Genomic DNA, 13686 nt, shown 5'->3' with positions numbered 1-13686 from the left:
GACCAGCGTTGGCGCTGCCCCTCATCCGCCTGCCTGCCGTTCGTCTCTCGAAAAGCCAAGCAATTGGCTTTTGTCCGCTGTGCGGATCAGTCCTCAGCTCCCCGTACAACGGGGAGAAGGGAACTGGCCGCGTCAGAGCTGCGCCTCGATCGCCGCCTTGTCGATGACCGACCAGACGTTCCTGATCCGGTCGTTCAGAAATTCATAAAACACATTCTCGCTGAATGAGACCTTTTTGCCGTTGATGGGCAGGCCGAAGAAGGTTCCCTTGGGCGTGCAGTTGAACTGCAGGCGGCCGGCGATGAAGGGCGGGTCGGCAATCAGCAGCTGGACGTCGAAATAGAGATCCGGGATTTCGCGAAAATCCCGCTCCAGCATGGCGCGGTAACCTGACAGCCCGACACGGTCGCCATTGTAGTGGACCTCGTCGTGGACGAAGCGATGCAGCCTTTGCCAATCCTGGTTGTTGAGGCAGTCGATATAGCCTCGGTAGAGGTCAGTCTCGGTCACGGCGACGGCTCCGGGTTTTCTTCAATCGCGTTCCGGCAGGAAGATAGAACGGCTGCGAGCGCAGTCCAGTCGTTCTAGCCGCGATAGCGCAGCGCATCGACCAGCAGCGAGAAGGCCGGCGTCGCCTGGCGACGGCTGGGGTAATAGAGGTGGTAGCCGGGGAAGGGCGGGCACCAGTCTGCCAGCACCCGCACCAGCCGGCCGTCGGCCAGATGCGCGCGCAGCTGGTCCTCGGGCAGATAGGCAAGGCCGAGGCCGGCCAGCACCGCGTTCATGCGTAGCCTCGCCGTGTTGAAGATCAGCTGGCCCTCGACGCGCACTTTCAGTTCGCGCCCGGCCTTTTCGAATTCCCAGGCATAGAGCCCGCCATAGGTCGGCAGGCGCAGGTTGATGCAGTTGTGGGTGGTGAGCTCCTGCGGCGTGCGCGGCTTCGGCTGTCGGGCGAGATAGGCGGGCGATCCGACCACCGCCATGCGCATGTCCGGGCCGATGCGCACCGCGATCATGTCGTGCGCCACCTGTTCGCCAAGCCGCACGCCGGCGTCATAGCGCTCGGCGACGATGTCGGTCAGGCCGTAATCGACGATGATCTCGACCTTGATGTCGGGATAGTCCGGCAAAAGCCGCGCGATCGCCGGCCACAGCACCGCCTCGGCGGCGTGCTCGCCGGCGGTGATGCGGATGGTGCCGGCGGGCTTTTCGCGCAGGGCGCTCAGCGCGGCGAGCTCGGCCTCGATCTCGTCGAGCCTTGGCCCGACGGAGCGCACCAGTCGCTCGCCGGCCTCGGTGGGCGCCACGCTGCGCGTGGTGCGGGTCAGCAGCCGCACGCCCAGCCGCTCCTCCAGCGCGCGCACCGTGTGGCTGAGCGCCGATTGCGAGACGCCGAGCTGTGCCGCCGCCCGGGTGAAGCTTTTTTCCCGCGCGACGGCGAGGAAGGCGGTCAGCTCGTTCAGATTGTCTCGCGGCATTGATGAGCTCTCCTCATAAGTACATGCCGGATATAGCACCTAATCCACGCCAATCGCAGGCGCTAAATAGAGGCCATCACAATCGGGCTGTCGGAATCGGCGGCCCTGAAGGCCTGGGGCAGCGTGCTGTCCGGCGTCTAGAAGGAGAAACCATGGATATCAAGCGAAGCGGTTCGCAGCCTTCCGAGAAAGGTCCAGCCGACTACTTCACCGGCACGGTGCGCATCGACGCACCATTCAAGGGCAGCGAGCCGGCCCGCGTCGGCGGCGCCACCGTGACTTTCGAACCCGGCGCGCGCACCGCCTGGCACACGCATCCGCTCGGCCAGACGCTGATCGTCCTGTCGGGCGCCGGCCTGGTTCAACGTGAGGGCGGCCCGGTCGAGCCTATCCGCCCCGGCGACATCGTCTGGTTCGCGCCCGGCGAAAAGCACTGGCATGGCGCGGCACCGACCACGGCGATGACCCACATTGCCATCGCCGAGGCCCTCGACGGCAAGGTCGTCGACTGGATGGAGCATGTCACCGACGAGCAATACGCGGTTTGAGCAGGCATCAGCGCTTTGCGCTCGAACCGATACCGCAACGAAGGAAACCAAAATGATCGATAAACCAGTGCCGCACAGGAATCCGTTCTCCGATATCGCGCCCGCGCTCGGCAAATACACCGACGATGTGTTGTTCGGAGATGTCTGGAAACGGCCCGGCCTTTCGCCGCGCGACCGCAGCCTCGTCACCGTCAGCAGCCTGATCTCGAACTACCGGGTCAACGAGATGCCTTTCCACATGAAGCGGGCGCTCGACAATGGCGTCACCCGCGACGAACTCATCGAAACCATCACACATCTCGCCTTTTACGCCGGATGGCCGGTTGCAAGCACGGCGATCGGCGTTGCCCGCAAGGTTTTCGAGCAGGCGGATGCCGAGAAAAAGGAATAGGAAAATGCCTTGGTCGAAGGACGAACTCGAGAGGATCGCGGCAACCGACGATCTGCATATTTCGCCTTTGCGCGATGACGGCGTGACCCTGGGCACGCCGACCTGGATCTGGTCGGTCGTTGCCGACGGCGCGCTTTATGTGCGCGGCTACAACGGTCAGCAGTCGCGCTGGTATCGGGCCGCGATCAGGCAGAAGGCCGGACGCATCACTGCCGCCGGCCTGACCAGGGACGTTGCCTTCGAAGCAGTCGAGGGAACCGTCAACGCCCGCATCGACGACGCCTACCGGGCGAAATACGCAGCCAGCCCTTATCTCGCACCGATGATCGCGGCGCGCGCCCGCGCCGCCACAGTGCGGATCACACCGAAGGAGAATTGAAATGCAAAAGCGCACACTTGGAAAGAACGGTCTCGAAGTCTCGGCCATCGGCCTCGGCTGCATGGGCATGAGCCATTCCTACGGGCAGCCGATGGAGACGCCGGATGCCGTTCGCCTGATCCGCTCCGCGTTCGAGCGCGGCATCACCTTCTTCGACACAGCGGAGGTCTATGGGCCGTTCAAGAATGAAGAGGTGGTCGGCGAGGCGCTGCGGCCGATCCGCGACCAGGTGGTGATCGCCACCAAATTCGGCATCGACATCGCCGGCACGGCCGGACATGAGGGCATGGACAGCCGGCCGCAGCATATTCGCGACGTCGTCGAGGCCTCGCTCAAGCGGCTGAGGACCGACCGCATCGATCTTCTCTACCAGCACCGCGTCGATCCGGTCGTGCCGATCGAGGAGGTGGCGGGGACGGTGAAGGACTTGATCGGCCAAGGCAAGGTCAAGCATTTCGGCCTCTCCGAAGCGGGCGTGCGCACCATCCGCCGCGCCCATGCGGTGCAGCCGGTCGCCGCGCTGCAAAGCGAATATTCGCTGTGGTGGCGCGAACCCGAGGAGGCGATCCTGCCAGTGGTCGAAGAACTGGGCATCGGCTTCGTGCCCTTCAGCCCGCTGGGCAAGGGTTTCCTCACCGGCGCCATCAATGCCGATACAAGGTTCGACAGCAGCGACTTCCGCAACACCGTGCCGCGCTTCGCGGAGGAGGCGCGCAAAGCCAACCAGGCGCTGGTCGACGCGATCGTCGCGATTGCTGCGCAGAAGAAGGTGACCCCGGCGCAGGTCGCGCTCGCCTGGCTGCTGGCGCAAAAACCCTGGATCGTCCCGATCCCCGGCACGACGAAGCTCAATCGCCTCGAGGAGAACATCGGATCGGCGGCCGTCGCGCTGACGGCGGAGGATCTTGCCGACATCGAAAACGCGGTCTCGGCGATTGCCGTGCAAGGCGAGCGCTATTCGCCGCAACAGGCGGCCAGGATCGATCGCTGAGGCGGAAGGAAAATCCCATGACAGACAGCATCAAGAACAAGGTCGTCGTCATCACCGGCGCCAGCAGCGGGCTGGGTGAAGCCGCCGCGCGGCTGCTGGCCAAGGAGGGCGCGAAGCTGGTGCTGGGCGCGCGCCGCCTCGACCGGCTCGAGGCGCTGGCCGCCGAGCTTTCGCTGGGCAAGGACGCCATCATGCAGACCGACGTCACCGATGTCGGCCAGGTCCGGCGGCTCGTCGACCATGCGGTGAAGACGCATGGCCGCGTCGCCGTGATTATCAACAATGCCGGACTGATGCCGCATTCGCCGCTGGAACGTGGCAAGGTCGAGGATTGGGACCGGATGATCGATGTCAACATCAAGGGCGTGCTCTACGGCATCGCCGCGGCGCTACCGCACATGAAGACGCAGAAGAGCGGCCACATCATCAACGTATCGTCGGTCGCCGGCCACAAGGTCGGGCCGGGCGGCGCGGTCTATGCCGCCACCAAGCACGCGGTGCGCATCATCTCGGAAGGGCTGCGGCAGGAAGTGAAACCCTACAACATCCGCACCACCATCATCTCGCCCGGCGCCGTGGCGACGGAACTGCCCGACAGCGTCACCGAGCCCGATGTCGCCCAGGGCGTGCGCGCGCTCTACGACCGGGTGGCCATCCCCGCCGATTCCTTCGCCAGGACGGTGGTGTTCGCCATGAGCCAGCCCGACGAGGTCGACATCAACGAGATCCTGTTCAGGCCGACGGCGCAGGAGTATTAGGCGCGCGACGGGGACGTCTGACGCTCGTTCGCATCACGCCTTTGGCGATTGGCTGAAGCACCAACACTTCGTCATCCACGGGCGGAGCAAGGAGCGAAGCGACGCGGCGCAGACCCGAGGATCCATGCCGGGACTCCAACGCGCCACTACGGTTCGGAATCCTGCTCCGCTGCGCCTGTCAGCAAGGTCGCGGCATGGACCCTCGGGTCTCCGCGACGCCGCTGCCGCCCCTCGCTCCGCCGGTGGATGACGAAGGCGGGGGGCTTGGGCCAATCCCGACATCTTGACGCGCCGCGCCTCATGCTCCAGCTTGGCGTCATGTTCGCCCTCGCGCCCACAAATACACAGCGACGCCGCCACTGCACAGTGCGGAGCGGCGAGCTGATTGCGCGACGACAAAGGCCGGCAGGATAGATCCGGTTCGTTCGTTTCCAGCCCCGCCCGCGACACCGCCGGCGGGGGTTTTCATGTCTGGAGCATTGTCATGACCATCAATTCTTCCATCCGGTTTCGGCCGGCCGAACCCGCTGACGCCGCCGCGATCAGGGACATCGTGCGATCAGCCTATGGCAAATGGGTGCCGGTGATCGGCCGCGAGCCGCTGCCGATGCGCGCCGACTACGGGAAGGCCGTTGCCGAGCATCCGTTCGAGCTCGCTGTCGCCGACGGCCGCATCGTCGGCATGATCGAAACCATGCTGGCCGGCGATCATTTGTGGATCGAGAATGTCTGCGTCGCGCCGCAGGCGCAGGGCAAGGGGATCGGCCGGCTGCTGCTGGAGCGGGCCGAGCGGAAGGCGCTCGAAGCAGGCCGCCTTGAGCTGCGCCTGCTGACCAATGGCGCCTTCGAGGCCAATGTGTTGTTGTACAAAAGGCATGGCTATACGATCGACCGGGAGGAGCCGTTCATGGGCGGCATGACGGTCTATATGAGCAAGAAATTGATGCGATAGCCGGCAAATCGGAGGCATGGACAAGACGATGGCTGCCAGGGTCAAATTGAGGCAACTTCCCGGCTCGTACGCGATTTCGCGGCTCGGGGCGGGTGACGGCATTCCCGGCTGGGCGGACGGGCCGGGCTTCGTTAGCATGACCAGGACCGACGACGAGCTTTCGATCACCTGCCTTCAGGATCGTGTTCCAGGCACGGTCAAGCACGATGGCGACTGGGTCGCCTTCAAACTGCAGGGACCCTTTGCTTTCGACGAAACCGGCATCGTGCTGTCGGTCATCCAGCCATTGTCGGAAAACGAGCTGGGCATCTTCCTGGTGTCCACCTTCGACGGCGATCACCTGCTGGTGAAAGCGGCGGACCAGGAAGCGGCGCGACAGCATCTGGTCGGGGCAGGACACACGCTGCTGTAATCCATCCCATGCCGTCGAAAACGGCTGGGTTCTCTGGCCCAACGCCTCTGGCTCAATCACTGGCGCGCTGGCTCAACCACTTCGGGGGTTGCCTTTGACGGTGCGGTTCGCGCATCGTTATTTCTAGCTGGATATCACGGTTGGGCCGGCCCTGCGGCACCCCAAGGAGAAACCATGTCACACAATCTGCAGTTCTATATCGACGGCGCGTGGGTCGATCCTGTCGTGCCCAACACACTCGATGTCATCGATCCGTCGAATGAGGATGTTTTCGCGCAGATCTCGCTCGGCTCCAAGGCCGATGTCGACAAGGCGGTGGCCGCCGCCAAGCGCGCCTTCAATTCGTTCGGCTTCACCTCGGTGGAGGAGCGCCTCGATATCCTGAACCGCGTCATCGCGGTCTACAAGAAGCGCTCCACGGACCTGGCGCTTGCCGTGTCGCGTGAAATGGGCGCGCCGCGCCAGATGGCGCTCGACAGCCAGGTCGGCGTCGGCCTGGCGCATCTTGAGAAGATGGCGGAGACGCTGAAGACATTCCAGTTCCGCCACGCCAAAGGTTCCTCGCTGATCGTCAAGGAGCCGATCGGCGTCGTCGGCCTGATCACGCCGTGGAACTGGCCGCTGAACCAGATCACCTGCAAGGTCGGCCCGGCACTTGCCGCCGGCTGCACCATGGTGCTGAAGCCGTCGGAGATCGCGCCGCTCGATGCCATCATCTTCGCCGAGATCATCGACGAGGCCGGCGTGCCGAAGGGCGTGTTCAACCTCGTCAATGGCGACGGCCCCGGCGTCGGCCAGGCGCTGTCCAGCCACCCCGACGTCGACATGATGTCGTTCACCGGCTCGACCCGGGCCGGCATATTGGTGGCCAAGGCCGCCGCCGACACGGTCAAGCGCGTGCACCAGGAACTGGGCGGCAAGTCGGCCAACATCCTGTTCCCGGATGTCGACCTCGCCCGCGCCGTCACCAAGGGCGTCGCCGGCTGCTTCGGCAATAGCGGCCAGTCCTGCAATGCACCCACCCGCATGTTCGTGCCGCGCGACCGCCATGACGAGGCCGCCGGCTACGCCAAGGCGGCGGCTGAGAAGTTCGTGGTCGGCCCGGCCGACGGCGCCAACACCAAGCTTGGCCCCGTCGTCAGCCAGGTGCAGTTCGACAAGATCCAGGACCTGATCCAGGCCGGCATCGACGAAGGCGCGACGCTGGTCGCCGGCGGCCCTGGCCGCCCGGCCGAACTCAACCGCGGCTACTATGTCAGGCCGACGGTGTTCGCCGACGTCACCCACGACATGCGCATCGCGCGCGAGGAAATCTTCGGGCCGGTGCTGGCGATCCTGCCCTATGACACGGTCGAACAGGCGGTCGAGCAGGCCAACGACACCGTCTACGGCCTTGCCTCCTACATCCAGGCCAAGGACATCCAGAAGGCGCGCGACGTTGCGGCACGCATGCGCTCCGGCAATGTCTACATCAACTACCCGACCTGGGACGCCGGCCTGCCCTTCGGCGGCTACAAGCAGTCGGGCAACGGCCGCGAATATGCCGAATACGGGCTGGAGGATTTCCTCGAGATCAAGGGCATCGCCGGGTATGAGGCGGCGGAGTAGGGCACGACACAATGTGGCCGGCGGCAACGCAACGCCGGCTGAAACGGTTCATTTGTTGGCATCCAAGGCCGCCACGCAGGAATAGTTGGCGTGGCGGCCTTGTCTTTATACTTCACAAAATTATTGAAGCTCCAATTCTGTGCCTCGCAGTGCGCGACCGGCAGCGGCTCTGCCCGCACTTTCCGAACGGTAGCGCCGGCCCATGCCTGAAGAAGCATCTGTCGGATCTGAGCCCGGCCTGCAAGGCGCAGGTGCTGGGGGAGTAGAGTATCTCGCGCCGAGTCTGCAGGCGTGGATTCCTGATGGACGCGAGCAATGGCGGCGTCGATCATCTGCATCTTGCCGTCAGTCTCGCGCTACGGGCTTGGGCGTAAAGCTGAATTGGACCTTGTCGTTCAAACCTATGGCGACGTGGACATCTGCGGTGTCTGATAGGGAACTGAAAGTCATCTGTCTAAAGTCGGTGGTTCTGCGCGGACCGAGACCGACGGGTTCGGTGGAACTGATTCCGGCTGGATGGTCGAAGTCCGGTGGCCCAAAAGCCCCCACAACATCGTCCACCGTCTTCAGGCCGTTTGTCGCCTTCCTAAGCTTTTCAAATTCTTCTTTGGTCACATGCATGAAAAGCTCGTCCCTGCGTGAGTCTGGCGTTTGTCCGCCGCAGAAGATGCAGTGATAGATCAAGACCTGCTGCTGACCAGTTCCAACGATGTGATACTCATTGAGCTCAGCATCGAACACGATGGGAATCGACGGTTCCTTGGAAAGCGTTTCAAGTGCCCCGCATTCACATCTGGGAGCCTCGGAATTAAGCGCACTCACCAACTCATCTCCATGTCTGGTCGAACAATAGATAGGACACCCAGAAGCATCCCCAAATTTTTGGCAGAACGGGCGCTTGCAGCGTAACCCTCGGCTTCTACTTCGCATTTATGAGTTCCCGGCCTAGGTCTCGCTGAATTCTCCAAGAGCCGAGTCATCCCCTTTCCTTCTGGGCGTCGCCGAGCTGCGTGGGGAGAGGAACCCAAGTATGTTGCAGCTCTCATCCTTGCCAATTGGCAAATATATGCTATATCTCTGCCAACAGCAGGGTGAGCAACATGCAGCTTCAGTCCATCGTCACCACGCCGGCCGCGGTCGGGTCAGCCATTTCGGATGAAGAGGCGGGCGCGCTGGCGCGCACCACGGTCAATCTGTTCAAGGCGTGGAACCTGACGGACCTCGAGGCCTGCATCCTGCTCGGCGGCATGTCGGCGCGCACTTGGGCACGTTGGAAGACTGGGGCACGTTGGAAGGAAGGCGGCATCGGCCGGATCGACCGTGACCTGCGCACCCGCATGGCGCATCTGATGGGCATCCACAAGGGCCTGCGCTATCTCTTCACCGAGCCGGCGCGCGGCTATGCCTGGATCCGCAAGCCCAATGCCACGTTCGGCGGCCAGTCGGCGCTCGACCTGATGCTGCGCGGCGAAATCTCCGATCTCGCCGCCATGCGCGAATGGCTCGACGCGGAGCGTGGTGCATGGTGAGTGGGCTTGCGGTCCGGCGCCGCGTCCACTGGCCCCAGACGTTTCGCATCATCCGCTCCATCCATCCGCCGATCGACCTGTTCGAGGACATTGCCGATCCGCGCGACTGGGAGGCGCTGGCCGCCGTCGAGGAGAAGACCAATCCGCGCATAAGGCTGGAGATCGGCGACCTCGGCAAGGTCGCCGCGGCAAGACGGGTTTCCGGCCCCGGCGCCAGCTTCGTCATGGCGCCCTTCGTGCACTGCTCGACGCTGCGGCCCGGCCGCTTCTCGGATGGCAGCTACGGCCTCTATTATGCCGGCGACAGCGAGGATGTGGCGCTGGCCGAAACCATCCACCACCACCAGAATTTCATGCGTGCCACCAATGAGGATCCCGGCTGGACGGCTGACTTTCGTGTGCTGATCGGCAGCGTCGACCGCGACCTCGATGACGTCAACGGCGTGCCCGGCGTGCTCGACCCGGACGATTACACCGCCTCGCAGGCGGCGGGGCGGGCGCTGCGGGCAGGGGGCAGCGACGGGCTTGTCTGGAACAGCGTGCGCATGCCGGACGGGCAATGCATCGGCATCTTCTGGCCCGACGTCATCCCCGTGCCGGTGCAAGGCCGGCACTACTCCTACCACTGGGACGGCAAGCGCGTCGATTTCGTGCGCCAGCACGATACGGGCAAGGTGCTGGCGGTCACCTGACGCGATGGCGGCGCATTCGCCGCGGAGGCTGGCGCCCGGCCGCGCTATTTCCGGCATCGTGCCGTGTCCAGGGACCAGTTTGCTCCGATTGCCTTCGAAAATGGTATGGATTTCCTGCCATATCGGCTCTACCCGATCTATATATCGAGAGAGATCGATGCGAGGTGAAGATGGACCGCGACATCATATTGAAGGCACTGGCGCATCCGTTTCGACGCGATGTCCTGGCGTGGCTGAAGGAGCCTGAACAGCACTTCGCCGCGCAGGCGCATCCGCTCGAGATGGGTGTCTGCGCCAGCCAGTTCGACCATCGCGGCTTGGCGCAGTCCAGCGTCTCGGCGCATCTGGCGACGCTGGCATCGGCCGACCTCGTGACGACGCGTCGGGTCGGCCAATGGGTGTTCTACAAGCGCAACGAAGAAACCATCGCCGCCTTTCAGGCCGCCTTGTCCGATCTCTGACGATCCTCCCCCGATCCCCCGAATGCATGAAAGGCATTTCTCATGACTACCCTCTTTGATCCCTTGCGGGCCGGCGACCTGACGCTGGCGAACCGCATCGTCATGGCGCCGCTGACGCGCAATCGCTCGCCCAATGCGGTGCCCGGCGACCTCTCGGTGACCTATTACAGCCAGCGCGCCACGGCTGGTCTTATCGTGACGGAAGCCACCGCCATCAGCCATCAGGGCCAGGGCTACGCCAACGTGCCCGGCCTCTATGGCGCGGATCAGCTTGCCGGCTGGAAGCGTGTCACCGATGCCGTGCATAGGGGCGGCGGCAAGATCGTGGTGCAGCTCTGGCATGTCGGACGCATCTCGCACAACACATTGCAGCCCGGCGGCGGCAAGCCGGTGGCGCCGTCGGCGATCCGAGCAAACTCCAAGACGTTCCTGGTCAAGCCGGATGGCAGCGGCGAGTTCGCCGAGACTTCCGAGCCGCGCGCGCTCGAAACGGCCGAACTTCCCGGCATCGTCGATGATTTCCGCCGCGCCGCCAAGGCGGCGATAGAGGTGGCGGGTTTCGACGGCGTCGAGATCCATGGCGCCAACGGATATCTCATCGACCAGTTCCTGCGTTCGGGCACCAACCATCGCAGCGATGCGTATGGCGGGTCGATCGAGAACCGGACGCGCTTCCTGTTCGAGGTGGTCGACGCGGTCACGGGCGCTGTCGGCGCCGGCAGGACCGGGATCAGGCTGTCGCCGGTGACGCCCGCCAACGACGCTTCGGATAGCGATCCGCAGCCGCTGTTCAACCATGTGGTGACGGGCCTCGGCAGCAGGGGCCTCGCCTATATCCACATCGTCGAAGGCGCGACCGGCGGCGCGCGCGACTTCAGCCAAGGCGACAGACCGTTCGACTATGCGGAGCTCAAAGCCACCTATCGCAAGGCCGGCGGCACCGGCGCCTGGCTGGTGAACAATGGCTACGACAAGGAACTGGCCGAAAAGGCCGTCGGAGACGGCTATGCCGACCTTGTCGCGTTCGGCAAGCTGTTCATCGCCAACCCCGACCTCGTCAGCCGGCTGAAGCGCAATGCCGAACTGAACGCTCCCGACAAGGCGACGTTCTATGGCGGCGATGCCAGGGGTTATACGGATTACCCGACGGCGGCCTGAGCCGCCCATCTCAGACGGTTTGCCCTTTCGCTTCCAGCGGAAGGGCAGCCGCTCGCCCGGTCCATGATCGGACTGAATATTTGACCCGAACGGCGTACAGATCCGTTGCACCGCAACGCTAACGGCCGCCGGACTGATCGACGGCCTTTCGCCGCCCTCAGTGCCTTAAAATCTTGCTCAGGAAGGCGCGGCTGCGGTCGGTCTTGGGGTGTGAGAAGAACTCGTCGGGCGTGCCGCTTTCGACGATGGCGCCGGCGTCCATGAACACAACGCGTTGGGCGACCTTGCGGGCAAAGCCCATCTCATGCGTCACCACCATCATGGTCATGCCTTCCTCGGCGACGGCGACCATGACGTCGAGCACTTCCGAGATCATTTCGGGGTCGAGGGCGGAGGTCGGTTCGTCGAACAGCATGATCTTGGGCCGCATGCCGAGGCAGCGCGCGATCGCCACGCGCTGCTGCTGGCCGCCGGAGAGCTGCGCCGGATAGGCGTTGACCTTGTCGGCGAGGCCGACCTTGGCCAGCAGTTCGCGCCCGGCATGCTCGGCCTCGGCGCGCGGGATCTTGCGGACATGGATTGGAGCGAGCGTGACGTTTTCGAGCGCGGTCTTGTGCGGGTAGAGGTTGAAGGACTGGAAGACGAAGCCGATCTCGGTGCGCAGCTGCGTCATGTTGGTGGCGGGGTCGCCGACGCGCTGGCCGTCGACGACGAGGTCGCCATCCTTGATCGTCTCCAGGCCGTTGATGCAGCGGATCAGCGTGCTCTTGCCCGAGCCGCTCGGGCCGCAGACGACGACCACTTCGCGCGGCTCGACGCTGAGCGTGATATCCCTGAGCACGTTGAGCGCGCCGAACCATTTGTTGACGCCGCGAAAGTCGATCATGCCGGTCTTGGTCAGGCCTGGTTGGATCATGCCCGCTTTGGTCATAGTCGTTGGCCCTTCGGGGTTCGATGTCACAGCTGCACCTCGCCATGCGCCGCGCCCATGCGGCGTTCGAGCCGGCGCGCCAGCATGATCAGGGGATAGCAGACGATGAAATAGCCGACGCCGACGAGGAAGAAGACCAGCAGGCCGTTGGGCACGCGCTGCACCACCAGCCAGCCGACGCGGGTGAGATCGGTCAGGCCGATGGCCGAGACGACGGAGGAATCCTTGATCAAGAGCACATATTGCCCGACCAGCGGCGGCAGCACGATGCGCATCGCCTGCGGCAGCACCACCTGGCGCATGCGCTGCCAGCGCGACAGGCCGGATGCAAGGGCCGCCTCGACTTGGCCCGTCGGCACCGAACGGATGCCGGCGGCGACGATCTCGCAGATGAAGCAGGCAGCAAGGTTGGTCAGCGCGATGATGCCGGCGGTGAAGGCGTCGAGCTCGATGCCGAACTCCGGCAGGATGAAGAAGATCAGGAAGATCTGCACCAGGAACGGCGTGCCGCGGATGAGGTCGACCCAGGCGCCGATGATGCTGGAGATCAGCCGGTTGCCGCCGGTGCGCAGGATGCCGAGACCGAAGCCGAGCAAGGTGCCGAGCACCAGGCTGATCAGCGACAGCACCACGGTCATGCCGAGGCCGCGCAGGGCCAGCGGATAGGAGCCGGCGAGGCTGAGGAATTGTTGCCAGATCATGCGCGCGCCCCCGCCGTGCCGAGCCAGCGGCCGGAGAGAACGGCCAGTGCCTTCAGGCCGTAGTAGAGCAGCAAATAGAAGGCGGCGATGGTGAGAAAGCCTTCCGCCGGCATGAAGCGGTCGGAGGCGAGCAGTTGCCCGGCGCGCGTCAGCTCGGCGACCGAGATCAGCGACAGCAGGGCGGAATCCTTGACCAGCACGATCGCCTGGCCGAGCAGCGGCGGGATCGTCACCTTGAAGGCTTGCGGCAGCACGACCAGGCGCATGCGCTGCGTGTAGGTCATGCCCGAGGCGACGCTGGCCTCGACCTGGCCGCGCGGGATTGACAGGATGCCGGCGCGAATGATTTCAGAGATATAGGCGCCGCTGTTCAAGGACAAAGCGAGGATGCCGACGACGAGTTCCGGCAGCACGAAGCCGAGTCGCGGCAGGCCGAAATAGAGGAAATAGAGCTGCGCCAGCAAGGGCGTGGCGCGCACAGCGTCGATATAGGCCTTGGCCGGCGCGCGAAACAGCCAGCCGCGCTGCAAATTCATGGCGCACAGCACGATGCCGACGACGAGCGCGCCGACAAAGGACAGCGCCGACAGCCAGACGGTCGTGACCAGGCCCTGGCCGAACAAAGGCAGGTATTCGACGATGGTGCGGAAACTGAAATTTTCGAGCATGGCGCGCAGCGGTGTGAGTAGTGAGTAGG

General features: G+C 64.3%; 18 protein-coding genes. 12 read left to right on the top strand and 6 right to left on the bottom strand.

The window, feature by feature from the left end; all coding sequences use genetic code 11:
• Positions 1–132: 132 nt before the first annotated feature.
• A complete protein-coding gene (locus tag D3242_RS30445) occupies positions 133–510 on the bottom strand; it encodes an ester cyclase (RefSeq protein WP_064985910.1) in 378 nt (125 codons plus the stop codon).
• Between the two features lie 74 nt (positions 511–584).
• The gene (locus D3242_RS30440) at positions 585–1478 is read right to left on the bottom strand and encodes a LysR family transcriptional regulator (RefSeq protein WP_064985908.1); all 894 of its coding nucleotides are present in this window, start codon (positions 1476–1478) and stop codon (positions 585–587) included.
• Positions 1479–1630: 152 nt separating this feature from the next.
• Here D3242_RS30440 and D3242_RS30435 point away from each other — a divergent pair, with 152 nt between their 5' ends.
• The 8 genes from D3242_RS30435 (at position 1631) to D3242_RS30400 (ending at position 7517) form a co-directional block, all read left to right on the top strand.
• Positions 1631–2026 carry a (R)-mandelonitrile lyase gene (locus D3242_RS30435; protein WP_064985906.1) on the top strand — a complete coding sequence of 132 codons (396 nt, stop codon included), beginning with the start codon at positions 1631–1633 and terminating at the stop codon, positions 2024–2026.
• A 52-nt stretch (positions 2027–2078) separates the two neighbouring features.
• Positions 2079–2417, top strand: a complete 339-nt coding sequence (locus D3242_RS30430; RefSeq protein ID WP_038648415.1) for a carboxymuconolactone decarboxylase family protein — start codon at positions 2079–2081, stop codon at positions 2415–2417.
• A 4-nt stretch (positions 2418–2421) separates the two neighbouring features.
• A complete protein-coding gene (locus D3242_RS30425; protein ID WP_038648412.1) occupies positions 2422–2796 on the top strand; it encodes a DUF2255 family protein in 375 nt (124 codons plus the stop codon).
• Between the two features lies 1 nt (position 2797).
• Positions 2798–3787: an aldo/keto reductase gene (locus D3242_RS30420; protein WP_064985903.1), complete on the top strand. Its 990-nt coding sequence runs from the start codon at positions 2798–2800 to the stop codon at positions 3785–3787.
• A 17-nt stretch (positions 3788–3804) separates the two neighbouring features.
• Positions 3805–4545 carry an SDR family oxidoreductase gene (locus tag D3242_RS30415; protein WP_019859638.1) on the top strand — a complete coding sequence of 247 codons (741 nt, stop codon included), beginning with the start codon at positions 3805–3807 and terminating at the stop codon, positions 4543–4545.
• Between the two features lie 484 nt (positions 4546–5029).
• Positions 5030–5497: a GNAT family N-acetyltransferase gene (locus tag D3242_RS30410; protein WP_064985902.1), complete on the top strand. Its 468-nt coding sequence runs from the start codon at positions 5030–5032 to the stop codon at positions 5495–5497.
• 28 nt (positions 5498–5525) lie between these two features.
• Positions 5526–5909, top strand: a complete 384-nt coding sequence (locus D3242_RS30405; RefSeq protein WP_064986105.1) for an ACT domain-containing protein — start codon at positions 5526–5528, stop codon at positions 5907–5909.
• 174 nt (positions 5910–6083) lie between these two features.
• Positions 6084–7517 carry an aldehyde dehydrogenase family protein gene (locus D3242_RS30400; protein ID WP_064985901.1) on the top strand — a complete coding sequence of 478 codons (1434 nt, stop codon included), beginning with the start codon at positions 6084–6086 and terminating at the stop codon, positions 7515–7517.
• Positions 7518–7862: 345 nt separating this feature from the next.
• On the opposite strand, the gene D3242_RS30395 is transcribed toward D3242_RS30400, so the two are convergent.
• Positions 7863–8339, bottom strand: a complete 477-nt coding sequence (locus D3242_RS30395; RefSeq protein ID WP_147377510.1) for a hypothetical protein — start codon at positions 8337–8339, stop codon at positions 7863–7865.
• A 278-nt stretch (positions 8340–8617) separates the two neighbouring features.
• Between D3242_RS30395 and D3242_RS30390 the strand changes: the two genes are divergently transcribed.
• The 4 genes from D3242_RS30390 to D3242_RS30375 all read left to right on the top strand — a co-directional run bounded on the left by D3242_RS30390 (position 8618) and on the right by D3242_RS30375 (position 11357).
• The gene (locus D3242_RS30390; RefSeq protein ID WP_064985898.1) at positions 8618–9046 is read left to right on the top strand and encodes an MbcA/ParS/Xre antitoxin family protein; all 429 of its coding nucleotides are present in this window, start codon (positions 8618–8620) and stop codon (positions 9044–9046) included.
• Complete coding sequence (locus D3242_RS30385) at positions 9040–9738, top strand: RES family NAD+ phosphorylase (protein WP_064985896.1); 699 nt, start codon at positions 9040–9042, stop codon at positions 9736–9738. Before D3242_RS30390 ends, D3242_RS30385 begins: the two co-directional genes overlap by 7 nt.
• A 170-nt stretch (positions 9739–9908) precedes the next feature.
• A complete protein-coding gene (locus D3242_RS30380) occupies positions 9909–10199 on the top strand; it encodes an ArsR/SmtB family transcription factor (protein WP_032931173.1) in 291 nt (96 codons plus the stop codon).
• 42 nt (positions 10200–10241) lie between these two features.
• A complete protein-coding gene (locus tag D3242_RS30375) occupies positions 10242–11357 on the top strand; it encodes an alkene reductase (RefSeq protein ID WP_064985895.1) in 1116 nt (371 codons plus the stop codon).
• Between the two features lie 157 nt (positions 11358–11514).
• On the opposite strand, the gene D3242_RS30370 is transcribed toward D3242_RS30375, so the two are convergent.
• The 3 genes from D3242_RS30370 to D3242_RS30360 are packed head-to-tail and all read right to left on the bottom strand — an operon-like array spanning position 11515 to position 13657.
• Positions 11515–12288, bottom strand: a complete 774-nt coding sequence (locus tag D3242_RS30370) for an amino acid ABC transporter ATP-binding protein (RefSeq protein WP_280948404.1) — start codon at positions 12286–12288, stop codon at positions 11515–11517.
• A 26-nt stretch (positions 12289–12314) separates the two neighbouring features.
• Positions 12315–12989 carry an amino acid ABC transporter permease gene (locus D3242_RS30365; RefSeq protein ID WP_064985893.1) on the bottom strand — a complete coding sequence of 225 codons (675 nt, stop codon included), beginning with the start codon at positions 12987–12989 and terminating at the stop codon, positions 12315–12317.
• On the bottom strand, positions 12986–13657 hold the full coding sequence (locus tag D3242_RS30360; protein ID WP_019859627.1) for an amino acid ABC transporter permease: 672 nt from the start codon (positions 13655–13657) through the stop codon (positions 12986–12988). Before D3242_RS30360 ends, D3242_RS30365 begins: the two co-directional genes overlap by 4 nt.
• Positions 13658–13686: the final 29 nt, after the last annotated feature.

It is taken from the genome of Mesorhizobium jarvisii, from assembly GCF_003601985.1.
Taxonomy (GTDB): domain Bacteria; phylum Pseudomonadota; class Alphaproteobacteria; order Rhizobiales; family Rhizobiaceae; genus Mesorhizobium; species Mesorhizobium jarvisii.
This window is presented reverse-complemented; position numbering and strand designations above follow the sequence as displayed.

Excerpts from the sequence above, each read along its gene's own strand:
- D3242_RS30440 (WP_064985908.1), bottom strand. The coding sequence starts at position 1,478 with ATGCCGCGAGACAATCTGAACGAGCTGACCGCCTTCCTCGCCGTCGCG.
- D3242_RS30435 (WP_064985906.1), top strand. The coding sequence starts at position 1,631 with ATGGATATCAAGCGAAGCGGTTCGCAGCCTTCCGAGAAAGGTCCAGCC.
- D3242_RS30430 (WP_038648415.1), top strand. The coding sequence starts at position 2,079 with ATGATCGATAAACCAGTGCCGCACAGGAATCCGTTCTCCGATATCGCG.
- D3242_RS30425 (WP_038648412.1), top strand. The coding sequence starts at position 2,422 with ATGCCTTGGTCGAAGGACGAACTCGAGAGGATCGCGGCAACCGACGAT.
- D3242_RS30420 (WP_064985903.1), top strand. The coding sequence starts at position 2,798 with ATGCAAAAGCGCACACTTGGAAAGAACGGTCTCGAAGTCTCGGCCATC.
- D3242_RS30415 (WP_019859638.1), top strand. The coding sequence starts at position 3,805 with ATGACAGACAGCATCAAGAACAAGGTCGTCGTCATCACCGGCGCCAGC.
- D3242_RS30410 (WP_064985902.1), top strand. The coding sequence starts at position 5,030 with ATGACCATCAATTCTTCCATCCGGTTTCGGCCGGCCGAACCCGCTGAC.
- D3242_RS30405 (WP_064986105.1), top strand. The coding sequence starts at position 5,526 with ATGGCTGCCAGGGTCAAATTGAGGCAACTTCCCGGCTCGTACGCGATT.
- D3242_RS30400 (WP_064985901.1), top strand. The coding sequence starts at position 6,084 with ATGTCACACAATCTGCAGTTCTATATCGACGGCGCGTGGGTCGATCCT.
- D3242_RS30390 (WP_064985898.1), top strand. The coding sequence starts at position 8,618 with ATGCAGCTTCAGTCCATCGTCACCACGCCGGCCGCGGTCGGGTCAGCC.
- D3242_RS30385 (WP_064985896.1), top strand. The coding sequence starts at position 9,040 with ATGGTGAGTGGGCTTGCGGTCCGGCGCCGCGTCCACTGGCCCCAGACG.
- D3242_RS30380 (WP_032931173.1), top strand. The coding sequence starts at position 9,909 with ATGGACCGCGACATCATATTGAAGGCACTGGCGCATCCGTTTCGACGC.
- D3242_RS30375 (WP_064985895.1), top strand. The coding sequence starts at position 10,242 with ATGACTACCCTCTTTGATCCCTTGCGGGCCGGCGACCTGACGCTGGCG.
- D3242_RS30370 (WP_280948404.1), bottom strand. The coding sequence starts at position 12,288 with ATGACCAAAGCGGGCATGATCCAACCAGGCCTGACCAAGACCGGCATG.
- D3242_RS30365 (WP_064985893.1), bottom strand. The coding sequence starts at position 12,989 with ATGATCTGGCAACAATTCCTCAGCCTCGCCGGCTCCTATCCGCTGGCC.
- D3242_RS30360 (WP_019859627.1), bottom strand. The coding sequence starts at position 13,657 with ATGCTCGAAAATTTCAGTTTCCGCACCATCGTCGAATACCTGCCTTTG.